Source organism: Clostridium gallinarum (genome assembly GCF_014836325.1).
GTDB lineage: Bacteria > Bacillota > Clostridia > Clostridiales > Clostridiaceae > Clostridium > Clostridium gallinarum.
The window spans coordinates 13,338-36,243 of record NZ_JACSQZ010000024.1; the positions used below are offsets into that span (position 1 = coordinate 13,338).

General features: G+C 25.8%; 25 protein-coding genes and 1 tRNA gene. 19 read left to right on the forward strand and 7 right to left on the reverse strand.

What is annotated here, in order from left to right; genetic code table 11:
* The first annotated feature begins 13 nt into the window (after positions 1-13).
* Together H9660_RS08045 and H9660_RS08050 are read left to right on the forward strand one after the other, a co-directional pair.
* On the forward strand, positions 14-901 hold the full coding sequence (locus H9660_RS08045; protein ID WP_191749862.1) for a ComEC/Rec2 family competence protein: 888 nt from the start codon (positions 14-16) through the stop codon (positions 899-901).
* 149 nt (positions 902-1,050) lie between these two features.
* The gene (locus H9660_RS08050) at positions 1,051-1,557 is read left to right on the forward strand and encodes a GNAT family N-acetyltransferase (protein WP_341479582.1); all 507 of its coding nucleotides are present in this window, start codon (positions 1,051-1,053) and stop codon (positions 1,555-1,557) included.
* Between the two features lie 105 nt (positions 1,558-1,662).
* Here the strand turns inward: H9660_RS08050 and H9660_RS08055 are convergent, their stop codons facing one another.
* Together H9660_RS08055 and H9660_RS08060 are read right to left on the reverse strand one after the other, a co-directional pair.
* A complete protein-coding gene (locus tag H9660_RS08055) occupies positions 1,663-2,043 on the reverse strand; it encodes a DUF4363 family protein (RefSeq protein WP_191749864.1) in 381 nt (126 codons plus the stop codon).
* Positions 2,043-2,729 carry a DUF421 domain-containing protein gene (locus tag H9660_RS08060; RefSeq protein ID WP_191749865.1) on the reverse strand — a complete coding sequence of 229 codons (687 nt, stop codon included), beginning with the start codon at positions 2,727-2,729 and terminating at the stop codon, positions 2,043-2,045. Before H9660_RS08060 ends, H9660_RS08055 begins: the two co-directional genes overlap by 1 nt.
* 245 nt (positions 2,730-2,974) lie before the next feature.
* On the opposite strand from H9660_RS08060, the gene H9660_RS08065 reads away from it, so the two are divergent.
* Positions 2,975-4,624 carry a nucleoside kinase gene (locus H9660_RS08065; protein ID WP_191749866.1) on the forward strand — a complete coding sequence of 550 codons (1,650 nt, stop codon included), beginning with the start codon at positions 2,975-2,977 and terminating at the stop codon, positions 4,622-4,624.
* Positions 4,625-4,702: 78 nt separating this feature from the next.
* Here the strand turns inward: H9660_RS08065 and H9660_RS08070 are convergent, their stop codons facing one another.
* Positions 4,703-4,972 (reverse strand): hypothetical protein, encoded by a 270-nt coding sequence (locus tag H9660_RS08070; protein ID WP_191749867.1) that lies wholly within the window; start codon positions 4,970-4,972, stop codon positions 4,703-4,705.
* Between the two features lie 175 nt (positions 4,973-5,147).
* Between H9660_RS08070 and sdaAB the strand changes: the two genes are divergently transcribed.
* Positions 5,148-5,828: an L-serine ammonia-lyase, iron-sulfur-dependent subunit beta gene (sdaAB, locus tag H9660_RS08075; RefSeq protein ID WP_191749868.1), complete on the forward strand. Its 681-nt coding sequence runs from the start codon at positions 5,148-5,150 to the stop codon at positions 5,826-5,828.
* A 4-nt stretch (positions 5,829-5,832) separates the two neighbouring features.
* A complete protein-coding gene (gene sdaAA, locus H9660_RS08080; RefSeq protein WP_191749869.1) occupies positions 5,833-6,717 on the forward strand; it encodes an L-serine ammonia-lyase, iron-sulfur-dependent, subunit alpha in 885 nt (294 codons plus the stop codon).
* Positions 6,718-6,759: 42 nt separating this feature from the next.
* On the opposite strand, the gene H9660_RS08085 is transcribed toward sdaAA, so the two are convergent.
* Positions 6,760-7,143 (reverse strand): winged helix-turn-helix transcriptional regulator, encoded by a 384-nt coding sequence (locus tag H9660_RS08085; protein WP_191749870.1) that lies wholly within the window; start codon positions 7,141-7,143, stop codon positions 6,760-6,762.
* 162 nt (positions 7,144-7,305) lie between these two features.
* Between H9660_RS08085 and H9660_RS08090 the strand changes: the two genes are divergently transcribed.
* Positions 7,306-7,911, forward strand: a complete 606-nt coding sequence (locus H9660_RS08090; protein ID WP_191749871.1) for an FMN-dependent NADH-azoreductase — start codon at positions 7,306-7,308, stop codon at positions 7,909-7,911.
* Positions 7,912-8,001: 90 nt separating this feature from the next.
* Complete coding sequence (locus H9660_RS08095; protein WP_191749872.1) at positions 8,002-8,160, forward strand: DUF1540 domain-containing protein; 159 nt, start codon at positions 8,002-8,004, stop codon at positions 8,158-8,160.
* A gap of 84 nt (positions 8,161-8,244) precedes the next feature.
* Here H9660_RS08095 and H9660_RS08100 read toward each other — a convergent pair whose 3' ends face one another.
* Positions 8,245-8,613, reverse strand: coding sequence for a DUF3221 domain-containing protein (locus tag H9660_RS08100; RefSeq protein ID WP_191749873.1), 369 nt, complete (start codon positions 8,611-8,613; stop codon positions 8,245-8,247).
* Positions 8,614-8,722: 109 nt separating this feature from the next.
* Between H9660_RS08100 and H9660_RS08105 the strand changes: the two genes are divergently transcribed.
* The 6 genes from H9660_RS08105 to yedF all read left to right on the forward strand — a co-directional run bounded on the left by H9660_RS08105 (position 8,723) and on the right by yedF (position 13,763).
* On the forward strand, positions 8,723-9,850 hold the full coding sequence (locus H9660_RS08105) for a mechanosensitive ion channel family protein (protein ID WP_191749874.1): 1,128 nt from the start codon (positions 8,723-8,725) through the stop codon (positions 9,848-9,850).
* A gap of 168 nt (positions 9,851-10,018) precedes the next feature.
* Positions 10,019-11,071 carry a selenide, water dikinase SelD gene (selD, locus tag H9660_RS08110; protein ID WP_423739003.1) on the forward strand — a complete coding sequence of 351 codons (1,053 nt, stop codon included), beginning with the start codon at positions 10,019-10,021 and terminating at the stop codon, positions 11,069-11,071.
* 7 nt (positions 11,072-11,078) lie between these two features.
* Positions 11,079-11,819: a selenium cofactor biosynthesis protein YqeC gene (gene yqeC / locus H9660_RS08115; protein WP_191749876.1), complete on the forward strand. Its 741-nt coding sequence runs from the start codon at positions 11,079-11,081 to the stop codon at positions 11,817-11,819.
* Between the two features lie 16 nt (positions 11,820-11,835).
* On the forward strand, positions 11,836-12,642 hold the full coding sequence (gene yqeB / locus H9660_RS08120; RefSeq protein WP_191749877.1) for a selenium-dependent molybdenum cofactor biosynthesis protein YqeB: 807 nt from the start codon (positions 11,836-11,838) through the stop codon (positions 12,640-12,642).
* Positions 12,643-12,665: 23 nt separating this feature from the next.
* Positions 12,666-13,142, forward strand: a complete 477-nt coding sequence (locus H9660_RS08125) for a molybdopterin-binding protein (protein ID WP_191749878.1) — start codon at positions 12,666-12,668, stop codon at positions 13,140-13,142.
* Positions 13,143-13,163: 21 nt separating this feature from the next.
* Positions 13,164-13,763 (forward strand): sulfurtransferase-like selenium metabolism protein YedF, encoded by a 600-nt coding sequence (gene yedF, locus H9660_RS08130; protein WP_191749879.1) that lies wholly within the window; start codon positions 13,164-13,166, stop codon positions 13,761-13,763.
* A 141-nt stretch (positions 13,764-13,904) separates the two neighbouring features.
* On the opposite strand, the gene H9660_RS08135 is transcribed toward yedF, so the two are convergent.
* Entirely contained in the window at positions 13,905-14,465 is a 561-nt protein-coding gene (locus H9660_RS08135; RefSeq protein ID WP_191749880.1) for an NUDIX hydrolase, read from the reverse strand.
* A 157-nt stretch (positions 14,466-14,622) separates the two neighbouring features.
* On the opposite strand from H9660_RS08135, the gene H9660_RS08140 reads away from it, so the two are divergent.
* Complete coding sequence (locus H9660_RS08140) at positions 14,623-15,459, forward strand: hydroxyethylthiazole kinase (RefSeq protein WP_191749881.1); 837 nt, start codon at positions 14,623-14,625, stop codon at positions 15,457-15,459.
* Positions 15,460-15,702: 243 nt separating this feature from the next.
* Complete coding sequence (locus H9660_RS08145) at positions 15,703-19,071, forward strand: EAL domain-containing protein (RefSeq protein WP_191749882.1); 3,369 nt, start codon at positions 15,703-15,705, stop codon at positions 19,069-19,071.
* 56 nt (positions 19,072-19,127) lie between these two features.
* Here H9660_RS08145 and H9660_RS08150 read toward each other — a convergent pair.
* A tRNA-Met gene (locus H9660_RS08150) sits at positions 19,128-19,203 on the reverse strand.
* A gap of 163 nt (positions 19,204-19,366) precedes the next feature.
* On the opposite strand from H9660_RS08150, the gene H9660_RS08155 reads away from it, so the two are divergent.
* The 4 genes from H9660_RS08155 (at position 19,367) to H9660_RS08170 (ending at position 22,763) form a co-directional block, all read left to right on the forward strand.
* Positions 19,367-19,789, forward strand: a complete 423-nt coding sequence (locus H9660_RS08155) for a hypothetical protein (RefSeq protein ID WP_191749883.1) — start codon at positions 19,367-19,369, stop codon at positions 19,787-19,789.
* Between the two features lie 172 nt (positions 19,790-19,961).
* Positions 19,962-21,725, forward strand: a complete 1,764-nt coding sequence (gene recQ / locus H9660_RS08160) for a DNA helicase RecQ (RefSeq protein ID WP_191749896.1) — start codon at positions 19,962-19,964, stop codon at positions 21,723-21,725.
* Between the two features lie 13 nt (positions 21,726-21,738).
* A complete protein-coding gene (locus tag H9660_RS08165) occupies positions 21,739-22,095 on the forward strand; it encodes a DUF6483 family protein (protein ID WP_341479581.1) in 357 nt (118 codons plus the stop codon).
* Positions 22,096-22,106: 11 nt separating this feature from the next.
* Positions 22,107-22,763, forward strand: coding sequence for a nitrite/sulfite reductase domain-containing protein (locus H9660_RS08170; protein WP_191749884.1), 657 nt, complete (start codon positions 22,107-22,109; stop codon positions 22,761-22,763).
* Positions 22,764-22,906 lie beyond the last annotated feature (143 nt).

Genomic DNA, 22,906 nt, shown 5'->3' on the forward strand with positions numbered 1-22,906 from the left:
ATGGAGGAAAAATATGAAGAAATTATCTGAACTTGCACATATATATGGAAAAATGAGATTCATATGGATTATAGTATTTATATTTATTTTACTTATTACTTTTATATCATTGAATAATTTGTATTCTAATAGTAAGTATTCAGCTTTAGAAGAGGGGAATTTATCTATAACATTTTTAAATGCAGGAAAGGCTGATGCAATAGTCTTACATACCAATAATAGTACTGTTTTAATTGATACAGGACTTAAAAGTGGTGGAAAAGATCTTGTAGAATTACTGAATAATAAAGGAATTGATACAATAGATTATTTAATTATTACACATTTTGATAAAGATCATGTTGGAGGTGCAGCAAGGATTATAAAAAGATTAAAAGTAAGTAATATTATTACTTCGGATTATTTTAAGGACAGTGATGATGTAGAAGATTATTTAAATGCATGTAATAATGCAGGGATTACACCTAAGATTTTAGAAGATGAGATAAGCTTTACTTTAGATAATGTAACATATAAAATATATCCTCATATTGCGAAAGATTATCCTGAAAAGAAAAGTAATAATAGTTCATTAATTATATCCGTGGAACATGGAGAAAATAGAATGTTATTTACTGGAGATGCAAATAATCTTAGAATCGAAGAGTTTATTACTAAGCAGGAGAGTAATTTTAAATATCAATTACTAAAAGTACCTTATCATGGGCGTTATATAGAATGTCTTTCAGAATTTTTTAATATAATAAAGCCTGAATATGCAGTTATTACTTCATCAGAAGAAGACAAGGAAGATAAAAAGACAGTTGAATTGTTAAAGGAAATAAATAGTAATATATTGCTTACAAGAGAGGGAACTATTGTAGTTAAAAGTGATGGTAAGAAATTGAATATAGAACAGTAGTTATATAAATAGTAATATAGGTAAAAACATCAGAAAAAAATAAGATGAATAAGAAGCCATAGATTAATATAGTTTATGGTAATCTGTAAAGTGATTAAATATTGGAAACTTAATGAGAATTTAAATAAGAATCTTGGTGGTGAATATTGGTGAATATTAGAGAAGCAACTATTGATGATATAGAGAAAATCTCAAATTTGTATATTAATAATTGGAAAAAAACATATATAGGTTTGTTACCTAATAAATTTTTAAATGATTTAGATGTTAATTATGGAATAAAAAAATGGACAGAATATTTTTCTAAAGAAAAACATAATATATTTGTTGCCTATGAAAAAGAGGATTTTTTAGGCTTTGTCGCTTGTAAGGAAGATGAAGAATTAAAAAATTGTTGTTATTTAGATTCGTTGCATGTTTCTGAACTTTCAAGAGGACAAGGAATTGGAAGAAAACTTATTAATACAGTAGGTAATTATGCTTATATAAAAGGTTATGAAAATATAAGTATTTGTATTGTAAAGGGAAATGATAAAGCAAAAAGATTGTATGAAAGAATGGGTGCAAAACATTATAAAGATTTTACAGATTATTTTGGAGATATAGAATCTAATTCAGAAAAGTTAATTTGGAATAATTTAAACTCTTTTAAGTAAATTCTATTTTCTTTATTAGATATGTACTAGATGGTAAAAGTGAAAATATAATATTGCAAAGACTTTTAGGTAATTAATATAGTAAGCAATATTATATTTTACTTTTTATAAAAGATTTTTTAAGTTTGGCATTTGTAAATCTCTTAAATGTTCAGCGGTTGAACGAACTGAGTGTAGTGTAGCAAGGGATTCAGCTCGATCTTCTCCTTTTATATATAATGATAGTTTTAAGGCATCGTTTTTTAAATAATCATAATCTACATGATTTAAATAAATAGCAGGTACATCTGCTTCTTCTTGTATCATATCAATTAAGGCGACTGAATCTTCATAGGCTTTATCTTCTTCGTAATTATCTAAATAATCTTCTATAATATCACATTTTACAATTATTTCATTACAAAGATTTACAAATTTATTATTTAAGAAAAAAAGACCTATAACGAGTGCAATAAAAAGAATAACAGATATAATTGAATTTCTCATCACTTAGCCTCCTTATCATTATGAAGTTGATATATAAATTTTCCATCAGTATCTGTCATGGCAATTAAGACATCCTTAATGGAATTAACTTTATGTTTTTTTAATTCTTTTATTATCCATTCATCATCCTTATCAGATGATGTTAAGGCATTTCTATTAAAATGACCATCGAGTATATAAATTACAGGTAGTCTTGGCTTAGATGAACTTGAATTACTAGAACTATTTGAAGAATTATTACTTTTATTAGATGTAAGAAAAGACATTTGTCCATTGTTTTCTAATATTCCAAATTCTATTTCACTTAAATCGAAATATCCAGCTAGTCTTATTTCCTCCATAAGTTCATCTAAATTAATTTGTTGTCTTTTTAAATTTTTAAAGTTAATTTTTCCTCTTGCAATTAGAATACAAGGTTCACCTTCAAGAATTTTTCTAGCTTTTTGACTTTTAAGCTGTAAAATAGAAAGTAAAGTTTTTATAAAAAGCAGAGTTATTATAGGTATAACCCCTAAAATTAATGGAAGCCTTGTATCTTGCATTGGTAGAGCAGCTAAATCTGAAATCATAATAGTTATTACAAATTCATAAGGTTGCAGCTCTCCAATTTGCCTTTTTCCCATTAATCTTATAACCAAAATTACTAATGCGTAAAGAAATATTGTTCTTAATAATACTATAAACATATGACCACCTCGCATAAGTATTATTTCTCTAAAGTTAATTTTTATACTTAAAAACAATACTTTTTATAACTTATAATACATAATTGATAAATTAAAGAGAAAAATTATGAACTGTGTATTTTTAAAATTAATTTGAAAATCTTAAGTGGGTGTTTTGTAGAGTTTTTTAATATTAAGTATATAATATTAAAAAAGATATTTGAGGATATTATAAGTATATAAACTTATAAGAATAGGAGAATAGAATGATAAAATTAAAATATGAAAATAAAGAGTATGAATTAGAAAATGAAATAACATATAAGGAATTTTTAGAAGATTATTTAAAGGTAAATCCATATGATATAGCATTATGTAAAGTAAATGGAGATTACTATGAATTATTTAAATTTATAAAGAAAAGTGGAGATTTAGATTTAGTTAAATTTGAAAGTGATATAGGTTATAAAATATATAGGAGAACATTGCAGTTTATATTTATAAAAGCAACTTTAGATTTATTTGAAGATTCTACAATAACTATTGAGCATAGTATTGGAAGTGGAATCTTTGGTGAAGTTCATAAGGAGGAAGTTTTAAAAGAAGAAGATATTATCAAAATAAAAGAAAAAATGATTGAAATAATAAAAAAAGATATTCCTATAAAAAAAATTAAGATGAAAAGAAAAGAAGCTATAGAAATATTTAGAAGATATGGAATGGATGATAAGGTTTCATTATTAAATCATGTTTCTTTCGAAACTGTTAGTTTGTATGAATTAGAGGGAAGATATGATTATTTTTATGGGCAAATGGCAGCATCAACAGGTATAATTAAAGCCTTTGATTTAATTTATTATAATCCAGGATTCGTATTGGTTTCTTCAAAGAAGGGTGATTTAAATGTAGTATCAGAATTTAAGGAAAATAAAAAGTTATCACAAATATTTATGGAAACTGAAAAATGGCTAAAAATTTTAGAGGTTGGAGAAGTTGGATCTTTAAATGATAAAGTAGAAAAAAGAGAAATAAAAGATTTAATAATGGTTTGTGAAGCTCTTCATGAAAAAAAGATAGCTCAAATAGCAGATATGATTAAAGATAAAAAAGAAACTAAAGTTGTCTTAATAGCTGGTCCAAGTTCTTCGGGAAAGACAACTTTTGCTAATAGACTATCTGTTCAATTAAGAGTAAATGGATATGTACCAATTCCTATTTCTTTAGATGATTATTTTGTAAATAGAGATAAAACTCCAAAAGATGAAAATGGAGAATATAACTTTGAAAGCATTTATTCATTAGATATAAATTTATTTAATTTGCATTTAAGTAGTTTATTAAAGGGAGAGGAAGTAGAAATTCCAAGTTTTAATTTTAAAAAAGGTGAAAGAGAGTGGATTGGACAAAAAATTAAATTGCCTAATAATGGGATAATATTAATAGAAGGTATTCATGCTTTAAATCCAATGTTAACTACTTCAATTTTAGATAAACAAAAGTTTAAAATATATATTTCTGCATTAACTCAATTAAATTTAGATAATCATAATAGAATTGCAACTACTGATATTAGAAGAGTTAGAAGAATTGTTAGGGATTATTTATCTAGAGGATATGGAGCAGAAGATACACTTAAAATGTGGCCGTCAATAAGAAGAGGTGAAGAGAAAAATATTTTTGTATATCAAGAAGAGGCAGACGTTATGTTTAATTCAACTTTAGTGTATGAATTATGTGTATTAAAGAAATACGCATTAGAGGAATTAGATAAAATAGGACCAGAGAGTCCCGTTTATATATTAGCAACAAGACTTAAATCATTTTTAGGATTTTTTAAAGAAATTGATAAGGATTATGTACCAACTAATAGCATATTAAGAGAATTTATAGGTGGAAGTGTATTTTATAAATATTAAACTTTTAAAAGCTACTATTATCTAATTAAAATTGGATATAGTAGCTTTTTATATTTTAGTATATAAATTTATTAGAGATTAAAATAATATTTTGATACTAGCAGCAATTATTAATAATATACCAATAATTAAAATTAATATTCCAATTATTTTAGTACCATTAATACTATTGTTTTCACCTAAATTTTTAGAATTTTTTATATGACTTAATCCACTAAATATTTGAGTTAATCCAAGAAATAAAGCTATAAAATCAAAATTTAATTTATTAAAAAAATAAAAAGATACAAGAATTAAACAAAGTATTGAAAAGATAAGTGTTAAAATAGAAAATTTATTTAATTTCATATTAATCTCCATTTTATAAATAATATTATAGATTAAATAAATAATAACACAAATTACCAAAAGGATGTATAAATTTTTTAGTATATTTATAGTTAATAAGTATAGAAATTTGAATATAGCAAATATATAATATCAGTAAGAAAAGTTAATAAAGAATAGCAAAAGGAGAAAAAACATGAGTAATATGGGTGTTTTTGATATATTAGGACCAATAATGATAGGTCCATCCTCTTCTCATACAGCAGGAGCTGCAAGACTTGGGAAAGTAGCTAGAATAATAGCTGGAGATGAAATTATAGAAGTTACGTTTTTATTACATGGGTCATTTGGAAAAACTTATAAAGGTCATGGTACAGATAGGGCTTTAGTTGCAGGAATAATGGGAATGGAGCCTTCTGATGAGAGGCTTAGGGATTCTCTTGAAATTGCAAAGGAAAGAGGAATAAAAATAACATTTAAGGATGTAGATTTAGGAGATTATCACCCAAATACAGTTAAGTTTTTAATGAAGCTTAAAAATGGGAAGGAAGCAGAAGTAATAGGATGTTCTATTGGTGGTGGAAATATTGAAATTGTTGAAATTAACGGAAATAAAGTGAAATTTACTGGTACTTATTCAACAATAATAACTTCACATAAGGATATACCTGGTACAGTAGCAAAGGTAACTAATATTTTATATGATAGTGGTGTTAATATAGCATTTTTAACTTTAGGAAGAAGTCAAAAAGGAAAAAATGCAACCATGACTTTTGAAATAGATGGGAAAATTTCTGAAGATTTAATTGAAGAAATTAAGAAGGTAAATGGAATAGAAAAGGTAATATATATAAATAAGATAGAGGATGGTGAGTAGTAGAATGGATATAGCAAGATCTGGAGAAGAGCTTATAAAGATATGTGAAGAAAATTCTATTTCATTAAGTGAATATGCTATAAGAAGAGAAATGGAAGATAGGGATTTATCAAGAGAAGAAGTAATTTCAAAAATGAAAAAAACTTTAGATGTTATGAAAAGTGGAGCAACAGAGGCAAGAGAAAAAGAAGTATATTCTGTTAGTGGATTAATAGGTGGAGATGCTTATAAGCTTCAGGAATATTTAAAAAAAGGTAAATCATTAACTGGAGATACTATGGTTTTAGCAATGGCTATGGCACTATCATCATCTGAAGTTAATGCTTCAATGGGAAGAATAGTAGCTTGTCCGACGGCTGGATCCTGTGGTATTTTACCTGCTGTAATATTAACTGCAGGAGAAAAGCTTGGAAAAAGTGATGATGATTTAATAAAAGCTTTATTTGCATCAGCAGCTGTTGGAATGATTATAGGAAGAAATGCAACATTTGCAGGAGCTGAGGGTGGATGTCAAGCTGAATGTGGTTCTGCATCTGGAATGGCTGCAGCTGCAGTAGTTGAAATGATGGGTGGAACTCCGAAGATGTCTTTAGATGCAGCAGCAATAGTATTTAAAAATATATTAGGCCTGGTTTGTGATCCTGTAGCAGGATTAGTAGAGATACCTTGTGCAAAGAGAAATTCATCTGGAGCAGTAAGTGCTTTATGTACAGTAGACTTAGTTATGGCAGGAGTGGAATCTAAAATACCATTTGATGATGCACTTTCAGCTATGTATAAGGTAGGAAAAAGTCTTCCAGCAGCTCTAAGAGAAACTGGACTTGGAGGAGTTGCAGCAACTAAAGCAGGTTTAATTCTAAAGAAAAAAGTATTCGGAGATGAAAACTAATAATAAAAACTCAAGCGATTAGCTTGAGTTTTTTCCTTAATTCTACATTTTACATTCTTCATTTTTCATTCCTGATACGTATTCTTCACCATAATCATGCATAGCTTCTAGAACAGGAATTATCTTATTTCCAATATCAGTTAATCCATATTCAACTTTAGGAGGAACTACAGGATAAACTTTTCTATAAATAAGTTTATCTTCCTCTAAGCTTCTTAATTGATTAGTTAACATTTTTTGTGTAACATTTGGCAAAGCGCGCTTAATATCACTAAATCTTAAAGGACCTTTACAAAGGTACCACAGAATAAGAATTTTCCATTTTCCTGAAATAAGTTTATGTACCAATACCATTGGACAAGTGGAAAAATCATTTGATTTTTCATTAATATAACAATCTTTATGATCGGTATAAAAGTTTTCCATATATAATCTCCTTAGAAAAAAACGTAATTTAATTGAGAAGCAGTATCATTTTGTATACTGGGTATAAAAAAAGTGTCTACTTGAAAAGTAATAATATTTAGACTATTATCATATTATAACAAATTGATACGAATTAAGAAAGTATCTGTAATGGAGGACAAAATGAAGAAAGTATTATATATAAAGGCAAACATTAAACCAGAAGGACAATCAAGAACATTTAGAGTATCAGATAATTTTATTGAAGAATATAGAAAATTAAATCCAGAAGATGAAATTATTACTTTAGATTTATATAAAGAAGGAATAGATTTCTTAAGACCTGAAGATTTAGCAGTAGTATTTGGACCAAAGACAGAAGAAAGTAAAAAGCATCCAATATTAAAATATGCTTATCAAATGGCTGAAGCAGATAAAGTAGTAGTTGCTGCACCTATGTGGAACTTAGGATCACCAGCTATACTTAAAGCTTACTTTGATTATGTAAGTGTTACAGGAATCACTTTCAAATATACAGCAGAAGGCCCAGTTGGAATGTGTAATGCAGATAAAGCATTAATAGTTTCAGGAAGAGGTGGAGACTATAGTAGCGAAATGGCTTCTCAATTTGAAATGGGGGAAAAATATATAAGAGCTATCCTTTCATTCTTTGGAATTAAAGATATAAAGAGCGTTTCAGCAGAAAGCTTAGATGTAATTGGAATAGATGTTGATAAAGTAGTTTCAGATAGTATTGAAGAAGCTAAAGAAATTGCTAAAGACTTTTAATTAGGTATTAAATTAACAATCTTAAAATCAATACCTTTTGAATAGTATTATTTTTAACGCAAATACTATTGTTGTAAGGTGGTGATTTTAATGAATAAAAATCCAAATATAAAGTGTACAGTTGAACAATGTAAGTATAATAATACACAAGAAAAATATTGTACATTATCAGTAATTGAAGTTGGAACACATGAAGCTAATCCAACTCAAGTACAATGTACAGATTGTAATTCTTTTGAATTAAAATAATAAACAAAAAGAAATGGAGCTATTTAAAAAAGTTCCATTTCTTTTTTAGGTTATAAGTAAATTTAAATTAATAATTATAAAAAATTAGTTAGATAAATCAAAAGTCCAGCCCATTTCTTGCAATTTATTTAAAGTATCTTTTGGAATATTATCTAAGGTCCCTTTTTCGATAAGTTTACAACTATATATTTGAGTTCTAGCAGGATAAGTTTCCATAATTGAATCATAAGTAATTCTAATTTTATCTCCACTTTTTAAATTATCAAAAATATTTTCTTTATTAGTTTTATTATACATTACAATGGGACTAGTATCTTCAGAAATAATAATATTATTTTCATTAGTTGATTCTAAATATATACCAATCATAGTGTTCTTTTTATTGTTGGAATATATTATAACCATAAGTACACTTAAGATTATGATAGAGAAATAAATTAATAATTTTTTCATATTATACCTCTCTTATATTTAATTATAGATTTAATTTAAAGAAAATAGAATAAAAAACGGAAAATAACAAAAAATAAGAATTAAATTAAAAAATATTAATGGAGTGTATATGGAAAAAATAGAGGATATTATTAAAGTATTATTGAAGATAAGTATAAGCAAATATATAGTAGCTCTAATAATTATAATAATTTCTATTTTTATAAATAAATATTTAGTAACGAAAATATTTGATTATTCTATTAGATTTGTAAAGAAGACTAAAAATTATGTGGATGATAGTGTAGTTAGAGCTTTAGAAAAACCTATTAAATTATATGTAACTTTTTATAGTATTTATATCTCATTAAAGTTTATAGGTTTTGATGGACTAAATGTTAATAATATTACAAGTAATAGATTAAAAAAAATATTTATAGTTATAGCTATATGTTATTTTTTTTATAATTTAACTTTAGAAAATTCTTTTATTTATAGAAAGATAAAAAAAAGAGATATTGTTTTCCCTTTTGTTTCAATAGTAATAAGATTATTAATTGTTGTTATAGGAATAAGTTGTATTGCTAAAGAATTTGGATTTACAGGTTTTATAACAGGACTTGGAATAAGTGGTATAGCTTTTGCTTTAATGGCTCAAGATGCTTTTTCAAATCTTTTTGGTGGGTTTGTTATAGTTTTAGAAAGGCCTTTTGCTATAGGGGATTGGATACAAACATCTGACATAGAAGGAATAGTTGAAGATATAACTTTTAGAAGTACAAAAATAAAGACATTTTCAATGGCAGTTGCTACAATTCCTAATTCAAAACTTGCAAATGAAAATATCATTAATTGGAGTCAAAGGAATTTAAGAAGAATACATTTTAAATTTATAATAAAGTTTAATACTCCTGTAGAAAGTATTAAAAAGTGCCTAGAAAGAATTAAAGAATTATTAAATAATCATGAAAAAATAGATAAAGAATTAATTGTAGTAAGTTTTAATGAACTATCAACCTATGGATTTGGAGTTTTTATATATTTTTATACTAATGAATTAAACTATGTTAAATATGAGGGAATAAAAGAAGAAATAAATATAGAAATACTAAGGATTCTTAGAGATGAAAAAGTTGAATTAATGTTCTTAAATTTTAATTTTGGAGCTAGTAATATGAATAGGGGATTTAATTGTGAAACACAGTGCTCAGAATTAGAGTCAATACGAAATATAACAGAAGAAGAGAGAAGGCAGTAGCTAAAGCTAAATTTATAATGCATTATGCATTAACAATTATCCATTGTAAAAAAATATGAGATTTTTTTTTACATAAATGTCTGACTATATTTTTTTACCTCTATTTAGTGGTATAATTTAAATAATAAGTAAATTATATAAAGTAATAAAAGGGGAACTAATATGGAAATAGAAAAGAAGAAGCTTATGCAATTATCTAAAAGATGTGGTTGTGCAGGTAAATTTACACCAGATGAATTAGCAAAGGTATTAAAACATATAGAAGTAAAGGAAGAAGATAGAGATCCTAATTTAATAGTTGGTTTTGATAAGTCAGATGATGCAGGTATTTATAAAATAACTGATGATTTAGCTTTAGTGCAAACTGTAGATTTTTTTACACCAGTTGCTAATGATCCATATATATTTGGTCAAATTGCAGCAGCAAACGCCTTAAGTGATGTTTATGCTATGGGAGGAAAACCTTTAACAGCTTTAAATTTATCTTGTTTTTCAGCTACAATTGGTTCTGATATTTTAGCTGAAATTTTAAAGGGTGGAGCAGATAAAATAAGAGAAGCTGGGGCAACTATAGTAGGTGGACACACCATTACAGATGAAGAAGTTAAGTATGGTGTTTCAGTTACAGGAATAGTAGATATATCAAAGGTTATATCAAATTCAGGAGCTAAGGTAGGAGATGTTCTTATATTAACAAAACCACTAGGCTCAGGAGTTTTAACAACTGCTTTAAAAATAGAATTTATAAATGATGAAGAATTTACAGAAGCTGCTAAGGTTATGGCAACTTTAAATAAAACTGCATCAGAAGAAATGCAAAAAATAGGTGTGAATTCTTGTACTGATATAACAGGCTTTGGATTTATTGGACATTCTTATGAAATGGCTGTAGGAAGTGGAGTAGCTTTAGAAATTGATAGCAAAAAGGTTCCTTTTATGGATAGAGTAAAAGATTTAGCAAAAGAATACTGCCTTCCAAGTGGAGCTTATTCAAATGAAAAACATTTTGAAAAATGGGTAAGTTTTGGAGAAAATATTGATGATGTAACTAGATTAGCATTTTTTGATCCACAAACTTCAGGTGGCTTATTGATTTCTGTAAGTGAAGAAAAGGCAGAAACTTTATTAAAAAATATAAATAATAGAAGTGAAATTAAGGCAGAAATTATAGGTAGAGTAGTTGAAGTAACTGAAAATAATAAACCTATAAATATAAATTAGGTAACATATGAAACTTTATGAAATTTTAAATATTAAAAAATATGATATAACTTCAATAGTAGGTGCAGGTGGAAAAACTACTTTAATGTTTAAATTAGCAAATGAATTAAAAGATAAAGGGAAAGTTTTATTTACTACAACAGCTAAAATTTATAGACCTAATGAAAATGAAGTAGATTACTTATATATAGGAAAAGATGGCTATGACTTTATTAAAAACAATAAAGATTATGGTATTTATGCTTATGGAGAAGAAGTTAATAAAGAAGATAAGCTAATTGGAATAAAACCTAATTTAGTAAATAATTTAAAAAGTAGTTTTGATTATATATTAATTGAAGCTGATGGATCTAAGAAAAAAGACTTAAAGGCTTGGAATGAAAATGAACCTATTATTTGTAGTAAAAATAATAAATATATAGGAGTTTTAAGTTTAAAAACTATTAATATAGAAATTAATAATGATAATATTCATAGAATAGAGGAATTTTTAAATTTAACTAATAGTAATATAGGTGAAAAAGTTAGTTTAGAAATATTAATTAAATTAATATTTAATAAAAAAGGATTATTTAAAAATTCAATGGGAGAAAATATATTATTTTTAAATAAAGCAGAAAATATAAAAGATGATATATTAACTTTATTTTTAGATAAAATAATTAATAAAAATAAGGAAGTAAAACTTTTAAATAAAATAGTTTATGGAAGTTTAAAATATAATTCTTTTAACTATATAGATTTATAATGGTGGGGTGATATAAATGAATCTAGAGTATATCGTAGTAAGAGGTGGTGGAGATATCGCTTCTGGAACAATACAAAAGCTTTATAGAAGTGGTTTCAATGTTGTTGTTTTAGAAGTTGAAAAGCCAACTGCAATAAGAAGAAATGTTGCCTTTAGTGATGCTATATATAATGGTGAAACAGAGGTTGAAGGTATAAAGGGGATTAAAGCAAATAATATAGATGAGATAAAAGAAGCACATAAAAATAAATTTATACCAATAATTGTAGATCCAGAAGGAAATATAATAAAAGAGTTAAAGCCATTAGCGGTTATAGATGCAATATTAGCTAAAAAGAATTTAGGAACAAAAAAAGAAATGGCGCCAATAACTATAGCTTTAGGACCTGGCTTTGAAGCAGGCGTAGATGTAGATGTAGTAATAGAAACAATGAGGGGGCATAACTTAGGAAGATTAATTTTCTCAGGTTATGCTAAACCCAATACAGGAGTTCCAGGAGAAATTGCTGGATTTTCTAAGGAGAGAGTAATTTATAGTGAAGCAAATGGAAAAATAAAAAATATAAGTAAAATTGGAGATATTGTAGAGAAAAATCAAGTCTTAGCTTATATTGGTGATATTGAAGTTTTATCTCCAATTAGTGGCCTTCTTAGAGGTATAATAAAGGATGGAACAGAAGTTTTTAAGGGGTTAAAAATAGGTGATGTAGATCCAAGACTAAAGGAAGTTGAAAATTATACTACTATATCTGATAAAGCAAGAAATATAGGGGGAGGAGTGTTAGAGGCTTTATTAATAATGAGGAATCTAAAGAAATTATAAAAGATATTAAAGGGTGGGGAAGAATGAGAAAGGCAGGCATATTAGGTATATCCAAAGATAAAAAAGAGCTTTTATTAAATGAAGAGTCTTATAGCACTAAAATAATAAAGAAGTATTTAGAAAATGAAGGGTATAATGTAGTTGTTACTAAAAATATAGAAAGTAAAATAGAAACTATAGAAGAAGAATTAAAGAATATGAGTGACGATTTAAATTTAGAATTAATATTCACTGTAGGTGGTATTTATAGTTATGAAGAGGATGTTACTCCTGAGGCTACAAAGAATGTAATACATAGGGAAACAAGTGGTATTTCAGAAGGAATTAGATATTTTTGTTTACAGATGAGTAAGAAAATAATGTTATCAAGAGGTATTGCAGGAATTAGAAATAAAACTTTGATAGTGAATTTACCAGAAACTACAAAGTTAATAATACCAGCTTTAGACTTTTCTTTAGAAATTATCAAGTCTTCTATAGAGATGATAAATAAGAAATAATTAAATTTATGAGGTGATAAAATGAATATTATAGATTGTCAAGGATTAGCTTGCCCAATGCCTGTTATAAAAACAAAAAAATATTTTGACTTAGAAGATTCAAAAGAAGCATTAGTAATTGTAGATAATGAAGTAGCAAAAAATAATGTATTAAGACTTGCAAAAGGAATTAATTTAAGTAGTAGTTTTATTGAAGAAGAGGGATTATATAAAATACAATTATCAAAAGGTGAGTTTAGTGATGTACAAGCCGTTTACAATAATGAAGTAGTAGAATATAAAGTATCAGCTCCAACTATATTAGTTTCATCAAATCTTCTTGGAAATGGAGATGATAGATTAGGAGAAACTTTAATGAAGATATATATTAATACCTTAGCTGAATCAGAAATTCTTCCAGAAAATTTAATGTTTATAAATGGAGGAGTAAAGTTAACTTGTACAGGCTCAGATGTTTTAGATAGCTTAAATTCAATGCAAGAAAAGGGAGTTAATATAATAAGTTGTGGTGCATGTTTAGATTTCTATAATTTAAAGGAAGAACTTAAGGTTGGGGAAATAGGAAATATGTATCAAATAATTGATCTTATGAATAAAAGTGGAAATACGATAAAACTATAAGTTTTAAATGAAGAATTAAATTTATATGATAAATAAATTAGTAAAAAACTCAGATTATAGCTGAGTTTTTTTTATTTTTTAGAGGCAGTAGTTAGTTTTGTGTAAAAATAAAACTAACTACTGCCATTTGAAAAACAAATATTATTTGATAAGAGTGATTTTTTTATTAAACTTTTCATAAAGCTTTATCATATCTTCTTCAGTAGAATAATTAGCAATTTCATTAATTGGTATCCATTTTACTCCACTATTTTCATCTTCCTTAACAGTAAGTTCATCATTTTCATCTGCTTCTAATAAATAAGCTACAGATAAATGAAGGTGTGATGAAATATTTTGTCCTTTTTTTATATGGGCTGGAACAGGGAGAACATCTAGTGAAAATATTTTTTCAGATATTGGCTTAATATGCTTTATTCCTGTTTCTTCTTTTGCTTCTTTAATTGCTACATAAAGTAAATCTTCATCTCCGTCTGCATGTCCACCAGTCCATGACCAAGAATTATATATATTATGATAAATCATAAGAACTTTTGACCTATCTTTATTTACAATATAGCCGGAGCTAGTTATATGAGCTAATGGGTTTTCTCTAGTAAGCAAATTATCACAATTATTAATAGCATAAAGAATAGTTTCTTTATCAGCAACTTCCTGATTATTATATGGTATATATTTTTTTATTTCTTCAATCCAATTCATAATACCCTCCTTAATTGTTTTAAATATTATTATATATCAATATCTATAAAAAAACTATTGATCAAAATAAGTGCACATATAAAAATAATGTCGAATAATATGTATTGATACTATTAGTATTAGTATGATTATTATTGGATGTAAGAGAGGAAACAAAATGCAAATTGGTATAAGAGCATTTGAAGATAGCTTAAACTTGCAGCAAAAAAAACAACCTCTTATACACTGTATTTCTAATCCAGTTTTTTCAGAAATTTTAGAGGAAAGTGTAGTAAATTATAATGGAAAGACTATAATTTCTAATTTTGTAAAGAAATATGTAGAAATAACATCTAAAGCTAATGCCTTAATAATTACTTTTGATGAATTAAATGAAGATAAGGTTGTAGCAATTGAAAAATCTATAAGAATTGCTAGAAGGAGTGGAATTCCAGTAATATTAGATATATTGGGGGTAGATGCATCCTTTTTTAGCAAGGAAATAGCATTAAGATTTATTAATAGATACAATATAAATATGATAATAGGTAAAACTCAAGAGTTTAAGTCTTTAGCTTTAAAAAAAGAAAAACTAGAAAAAGATATATTACTAAACTATAAAATTGAAGAGGATGCTAAATTTAGATACAATTTAAGAAAATTTTCTAAAATATATAGAACTAAATTATTGGTTAAAAGTAATAAATATTTTCTTACTGATGGGTTTAGTGAATTTTATATAGATAGATATATATATGAATTGGATAGGAAAGATAAGTGTGAAGTTGTCTTAAGTGGATTAATTTCTGTTGGAATTGCATCTGCAAGTAATACTGAAGAAAGTTTTAGAGGTATCTTAGTTGCTATTATTGCTATGGCAGTAAGTGAAAAAATTGCTAAACAAAAGAGTATGAATTGTGGGAAGGACATAGATTTATTGAAATACTTATTAAATGAGATTAAGGATATAAATTTAGATGAGTTACCACAAATTAATTATTTATTTATAAGATAATAATATTTAAATAAGGAGTTTTGTTAATAAATTCCTTATTTAAATGTTGAAGTAAATATAAATTATTAAGCTTAAATAAATTGTAATTTTATAATAAAAATATATAAAAACCTAGGACTTGAAATGTCTTTTATGAAAAAGTATAATATTTATCATGGTAATAGTAGGAAAATTCGGTATATAATAAATTCATTAAAAATGAAAAGTTCTGCTAGATTATAGATTAGTTTTACGGAGGGAAGTATGGATTTTGAATTAGATAAGTCTGTAGATAATATACATACTCTCTATAATATATTGTCTACAATGAATGATTACATATTTATAAGTGATATAGAGAATAAAGAAACATTAATCTCTAAAAATATGGCAAATGAATTTGGATTTGATAGAAAAATAATTGGAGATTTAGAAATAATTTTTTTAGAAAAAATACATGAAAGTGACAGAGCAAGAGTTAAAGAAGATATATATAAACTTTATAATAATGATATAAATCAGTTTTATGGAGAGTTTAGATTTGAAAATAATTTAGGGGTACATATATGGATCAGTTGTAAATGTAAAATTTATTATGATAAAAATGATAAAAAAAGAAAATACTTAGCTGGTATTATAGAAAACTTAGAAAGACAAGTATATATAGATCCTATAACTGAAGCACATTTTTATGATAAATGTGGAAATGATATAAGTTATTATATTAATTCTGAAAATAAAAAAGGCGGAATTATGATAATAGATTTAGATGATTTTGATCATATAAATTTACTAAATAGCTATGAATTTGGTGATAGTGTTTTAAGAAAGTCAATTTTAGATATAAGCAATATTCTACCTTGTAATAGTAAAATATACAGGCTATATGGAGATAAATTTATTATAATTTATCCTAATGCTAAAAAAGAGGATATGACAAGACTTTTCTTAGAAATACAAAAATACACATTGAAATTTCATGAAATAAATAATATAAAATATCAATTTACAGTATCAGCTGGAATTACTATGTTTGATGAAAATAATAATTCAATTAGTGAATTGGTTAGAAGAGGAAGTATAGCAATAAAAAAAGCTAAGGAAACAGGAAAAAATAAGTGTGAATTTTATAGTGAAGAAGTCTTTGTAGAAAAATTAAAAGAAAATTACTTAATAAATGAGTTTAGAAAAAATATACAAAACGAATTTAAAGGATTTAGTTTAGTATTTCAACCTATTTGTAATGTTGCTACATTACAAATAAAGGGAGCAGAAGCTCTTTTAAGATATGAAAGTGAAAAATATGGACATATTAGTCCTTTAGAATTTATACCTATACTAGAAGAAAGTGGATTGATAATAGAAGTAGGTAAATGGGTAATAGATAAGGCTCTTTCAATATGTAAAAAGTGGATAAAATATATTCCAGATTTTTTTGTGAATATAAATGTTTCACTAAAACAATCTATAGATTATGGATTTAGTACATATATATTAGAAACTTTAGATAAATATAAACTAAATTCTAACAATATTATATTAGAATTAACAGAAACATGTTTTGCAAAAGATGAAACATCCTTTATAGAAGTATTAAAGCATTTAAGAGAAAATAAAATAAGAATTGCAATAGATGATTTTGGAACAGGATATTCTTCTTTAGGGAGATTACAAAGGATACCTATAGACATAGTTAAGATAGATAAATCCTTTGTTAAATCAATGAAAAATAAGGATTATAATTATAATTTCATAAAAACAATTATAGATCTTTGTCATAGTGCATCACTTAAAGTATGTATTGAAGGAATAGAAACAAGAGATGAATTAGAGATTGTTAATAATTTTTATGCAGATAAATTTCAAGGATATTACGCTTCTAAACCAATTCCAGAAGATGAATTCTTTGATAAACACATAAAAATAAAGGATCCTTTTAAAAGTCTTAAATTAGAAAAAAATTATTTATCTACAAATAATAATGTTTTAATTGATAGTGATTTATTACTTCTTATGATGGATTCAACTCCTTTATGTTTAAATTTATGGAATGAAAACTTTGAAAATATATCTTGTAATCAAGAGGCTGTAAATTTATTTGAATTAAGAGATAAAGGAGAATACTTAAAGAGATTTTTTGAGTTATCTCCAGAATATCAGCCTTGTGGAAGATTATCTAGAGAATTAGCTTTAGAAAAAATAGAAAAAGCTTTTAAAACAGGAAAAGAAGTATTTAATTGGATGCATCGTAAATTAAATGGAGAATTAATTCCTTGTGAAATTACACTTGTGCGTATGATGTATAAAAATAAATATATAGTTGCAGGATATACAAGAGATTTAAGACATCAGATATTAGCAGAAAAAGCTATGTGCGAAGATAATGAATTATTAAATGAACTTATGGATGCAACTCCTCTTTGTTTAAATTTATGGAGTAGAGAGTATGAAAATACGCATTGTAATAATGAAGCTATAAAATTATTTGATTTAAAAGATAAAAGAGAATATACAGATAGATTTTTTGAATTATCTCCAGAATATCAACCAGATGGTGAAAAATCTGAAGAAAAGGCTAAAAAAATGATTGATATTGCTTTTGAAAGAGGAGAAAATAAATTTGAATGGATGCATTGTAATTTAAAAGGAGAGCTTATACCTTCAGAAGTAACATTAAAAAAAATAAAAATTAAAAATGAATATATGGTTGCTGGATATACAAGAGATATGAGAAGCCAAATAGATAAAGAACAAAAAATAAGGCTTATTAATAGTATAAGTACAGCAATTTTAAATAATATGCCTTTGGGATATATACAATATGATATTAATGGGAATATTATTGATTTTAATCCTGAAATAGTAAATATGGTAGGTGGAGAAGACCTAAATAATACAGAAAAATATTTTCCGGAATTTCAACCTTCAGGAGAAAGAAGTATCGAAAAATTAAATAAAAAATTCAAATATGCTATTAATGAAAAATTTTGCAAATTTGAATTTATCCTAAAACATAATAATGGAAACTTAATACATACTAATATGACGATGGTTTATTTAAATCATCAAGAAGTTATAATTTGTTTTATTCAGGATCTTAGTGAAGTTAAAAATATAGCATCCATGAATAATAAATTAAAGGAACTTGCATATTTTGATGCATTAACTGGAGTCTATAATAGAAATGCTTTTTTTGAAAAGTTAGATATAAGATTTGAAAAAATAGATAAAAAAATAGGGTATCCTTTGATATTATTAGATTTTGATCATTTCAAATTAATAAATGATACTTATGGTCATATTGCTGGAGATAAAGTTTTACAAGAAACGATAGGTGTAATAAAAAAAGCTCTTCCTAGAAATTCTTTATTTGGTAGATATGGTGGTGATGAGTTTTTAATCCAACCAGGACTTATATTAGAAAAAGATTTAGATAAAATACTTAAAAATATTATTAAAGATATTAATAAATTAAAAATTAAGTACCAAGATGATTTTATTAATATATCTGTAAGTATAGGAGTAGCATATTATAATAATGAAATTGATTATAATTCATGGATTCAAAGAGCAGACTCTGCATTGTATGAAGTTAAGGCAAATGGTAGAAATGATTATAAAATAGTAAAGTAATTTTAAATAAAAAAAGATAATGTAACAACTATTATAGTTATACATTATCTTTTTTTTGGTTGCGGGAGCAGGACTTGAACCTACGACCTTCGGGTTATGAGCCCGACGAGCTACCAACTGCTCCATCCCGCGATATTAATTACTTCTCTGTAATATTCATTATACAGCTAGTGTATGTAAAAGTAAAGAGAATATGCAAATTTATTTTAATTTTCTAAAAAGTTAGAAAATATCATTGAAAAAGATAAATATTATGATAGATTATAATTATAGGAATATATAGGGGGACATATAAATGGATGCAATTATATACAAACTAGTTTTGAACTACTTAAATAAAAAAGTAACAGTGGATCTAAAAGATGAATTTATTAATGCTTCAGTTCACTTTAATATAAATAATGATATTTATAAAAAATATTCATCTGTAGAAATAGAATATATGTTAAGCACTATAGGAGATAATAATATTATTGATTATATTGAATTATGTTCGGTTTGTGGATATATATTGTATAGATCTATAGAAAATAATGAATTAGAAGAAGAGAATAGAATAGAAGCTCTTCAAAGAATTTTAGAAATTAGTAATAGTATAAGTAGTTATTTAAGAGGCTATTTAAATGAAGAAGAATTATATAAGACTTTGTTAAGAGTAACTGAGAAATTTAATTTAAGTAAAAAAGAAGTTGAAATCTTAATTGCTAATTTAAAATAGATTTGTAAAGGTTAACTTTTTAAATAATATTGAGGGCAGTAAGTATTTAAAATTATTTACTGTCCTTGTTATTTTTTATTATATATTTATATAATAAAATATTTATTATAATTATATGTTAAATGGTTTAGGATTTAAAAAAATATGGTAAAATCTAAAGTGGAAAGGAGTGATTAACATTTTAAATAAAGCAATAGAAATTTTACAAAAGTATTATGGATATAACTCCTTTAAGGAAGGACAATATGAAATTATAAGTAATATTTTAAGAGGTTTAGATACACTTTGTATAATGCCAACAGGAGGGGGAAAGTCTGTATGCTACCAAATTCCTGCTTTAATTTTTAATGGTATAACACTTGTAGTCTCTCCTTTAATATCCTTAATGAAAGATCAGGTAGATTCAATAAATGATATAGGAATAAACGCAGCTTATATAAATAGCACTCAAAGTTTAGAAGAAATTAAGGATATAATTAATTCTTGTTATGAAGGTAAAATAAAACTTTTATATATAGCTCCGGAAAGATTAGAAAGTGAATACTTTAATAAAATGCTAAGAAGGCTTAATATAAGTCAAGTTGCAGTAGATGAAGCTCATTGCGTATCTATGTGGGGACATGATTTTAGAAAAAGTTATAGATATATATTACCCTTTGTTAATAGCTTAAGAGTAAGGCCTGTTGTTACAGCTTTTACGGCTACAGCAACTAGGGAAGTAAGAAAAGATATTTTAAATTTACTAGGGTTAATTAATCCATATACATATTTAGGTAGTTTTGATAGAGAAAACTTAGCTATATCTATTCATAAAGAAGAAGATAAACCAGAGTTTGTTAAAGATTATATAAGAGATCATGAGGAAGAAAGTGGGATTATTTACTGTTCTACTAGAAAAGAAGTAGATGCTTTATATTATTATTTAAGAGAAAGAGGTATATATGCAGCTAAATATCATGGTGGTCTTAAAGATGAAGAGAAAAATTATTATCAAGATGAATTTTTAAAAGATAATTTTAATGTAATGGTTGCAACTAATGCCTTTGGAATGGGAATAGATAAATCAAATGTAAGATACATAATACATTTTAGTCTTTGTAAAAACATTGAAAGTTATTATCAAGAAATAGGTAGAGGCGGAAGAGATGGAGAAAAAACAGAATGTCATCTTTTATTTAATAGAGATGATATAAGGACTTTAGAATATTTGATTTATACAACAGCTGGAAATGCAAGAAAAGAAATTGAAATAAAGAAACTTCAAAGTATGATTGATTTTTGTGAATATGATAAATGCTATAGAAGTTTTATATTACAATATTTTGGAGATAAAAATTTAAAAGACTATTGTAATAATTGTAGTAATTGCTTAAATAATGATGAGCTTAGAGATTATACAACAGAAGCTCAAATGATTTTATCTTGTGTATATAGAAGTAGAGAAAGATTTGGAACATCAGTGTTAGTAGATGTTTTAAGAGGATTTACAGGTCCTAAAATAATTCAAAATAGATTAAATGAGCTAACAACCTTTGGAATAATGAAGGATTATAGTAGCAAGTTTATAAGGGATTTAATAAAAACATTAATAGATTTAGGATATGTAAGCTTAAAAGAAGGAACATATTCTATGCTAAAGCTAAATTCTAGATCAATTAAGGTTTTAAAATCCCAAGAAAAAGTTATATGCAAGCTTAGTGAAGATATAGAAGAAAAGATAATTAATAAAGATTTATTTAATAAATTAAGATTATGGAGAAAAGATAAAGCAAATTCACAAGGCATTAAACCATATATTATTTTTTCAGACTCAACTCTTATGGAACTAGCTAATAAAGTTCCAAAAACTAAGGAAGAACTTCTTAGTATAAGAGGAATGGGAGAGAAGAAGTATGAAAGGTATGGGGAAGATATACTTAAGATAATGAATAATTAAGTATAGATTGTAGGTGTTAAATATAAATATAGAGAAATTAATTAATGAACTAAGTAGAAATTTTATAAAAGCTTTAGTTAAGAAAGAGGATGATAATATGTTAGTAATGAATTTAGAAGATTCAGGCTCATCTGAGATTCTTCGTATAATTTTAAAGAGTCTTATAGATAAAAAAGAATATAATAAGGCAGAAAATTTTCTTTTTGAGGAAATTGAAAAAAATAAATCAGAAGTAAATTATAAAGTTGCAGTGGATTTTTATGAAGAGCTATTAGAAAAAAGTGATGAAGATTTAATTGAAAATAATTTTTCAAGAGAAGAAGTCTTACAAGGGTTAAAGGATTTAGAATCAATATTTAAGAAAATTTAAAGGGGAAAAGCATGAGTAATTATGGTAATTTACAAAAGGTTATAGATGGAAAAAGAAAATTTGGAATAACTCCTCATATACCAGGTGGCTTTATAACTCCTGAAAATCTTGAAAAGATAGCTAAAGTAGCTAAAAAATATAATGGAGTTATAAAAATTACTTCTGGGCAAAGAATACTAATTACAAATTTAGAAGAAAGTGATTTAAAATCTATCTGGGAAGAACTTGGAATGGTACCAGCTGTTAAAACACAAAATTCAGTTAAAAATGTAGAGATTTGCCCTGCTGGTTTTTGTAAAAGATCAAAACATAATACTATTGGAATAGGAATGAGGCTTTCAAAAAAATATCAGTGGGAAGAAATGCCTTGTAGAACTAAAATAGGTGTTGCTGGTTGCAGAAATGCTTGTGGTAGTGTTTATAGTAAAGATGTTGGAGTAATAGCAGATAAAACAGGATTTATTGTAACTGTAGGAGGCTCTGCAGGTTATAATCCAAGACTGTCAGATATTATAGCAATTGACTTAGAAGAAAAAGATGCAGAAAAGTTAGTAGATATTATTTTTGAATATTATAAAGAAAATGCAGAAGCAGGGGAAAAGCTAGGCTTCTTTATAGATAGGATAGGAATAGAAAAATTTAAAGAAGATGTACTTAAAAAGATATAAACATTATATTCCTTGCTCCGTCGCATGCGCTCCAAGTCGCCGTCATACAATGTTTATATCTTTGCAAACTGAAGGAAGGAAATTATATAAATTCTACCTCTTACAATACGAATTTTACTACTCTTATAAAGTTGTCCACATAT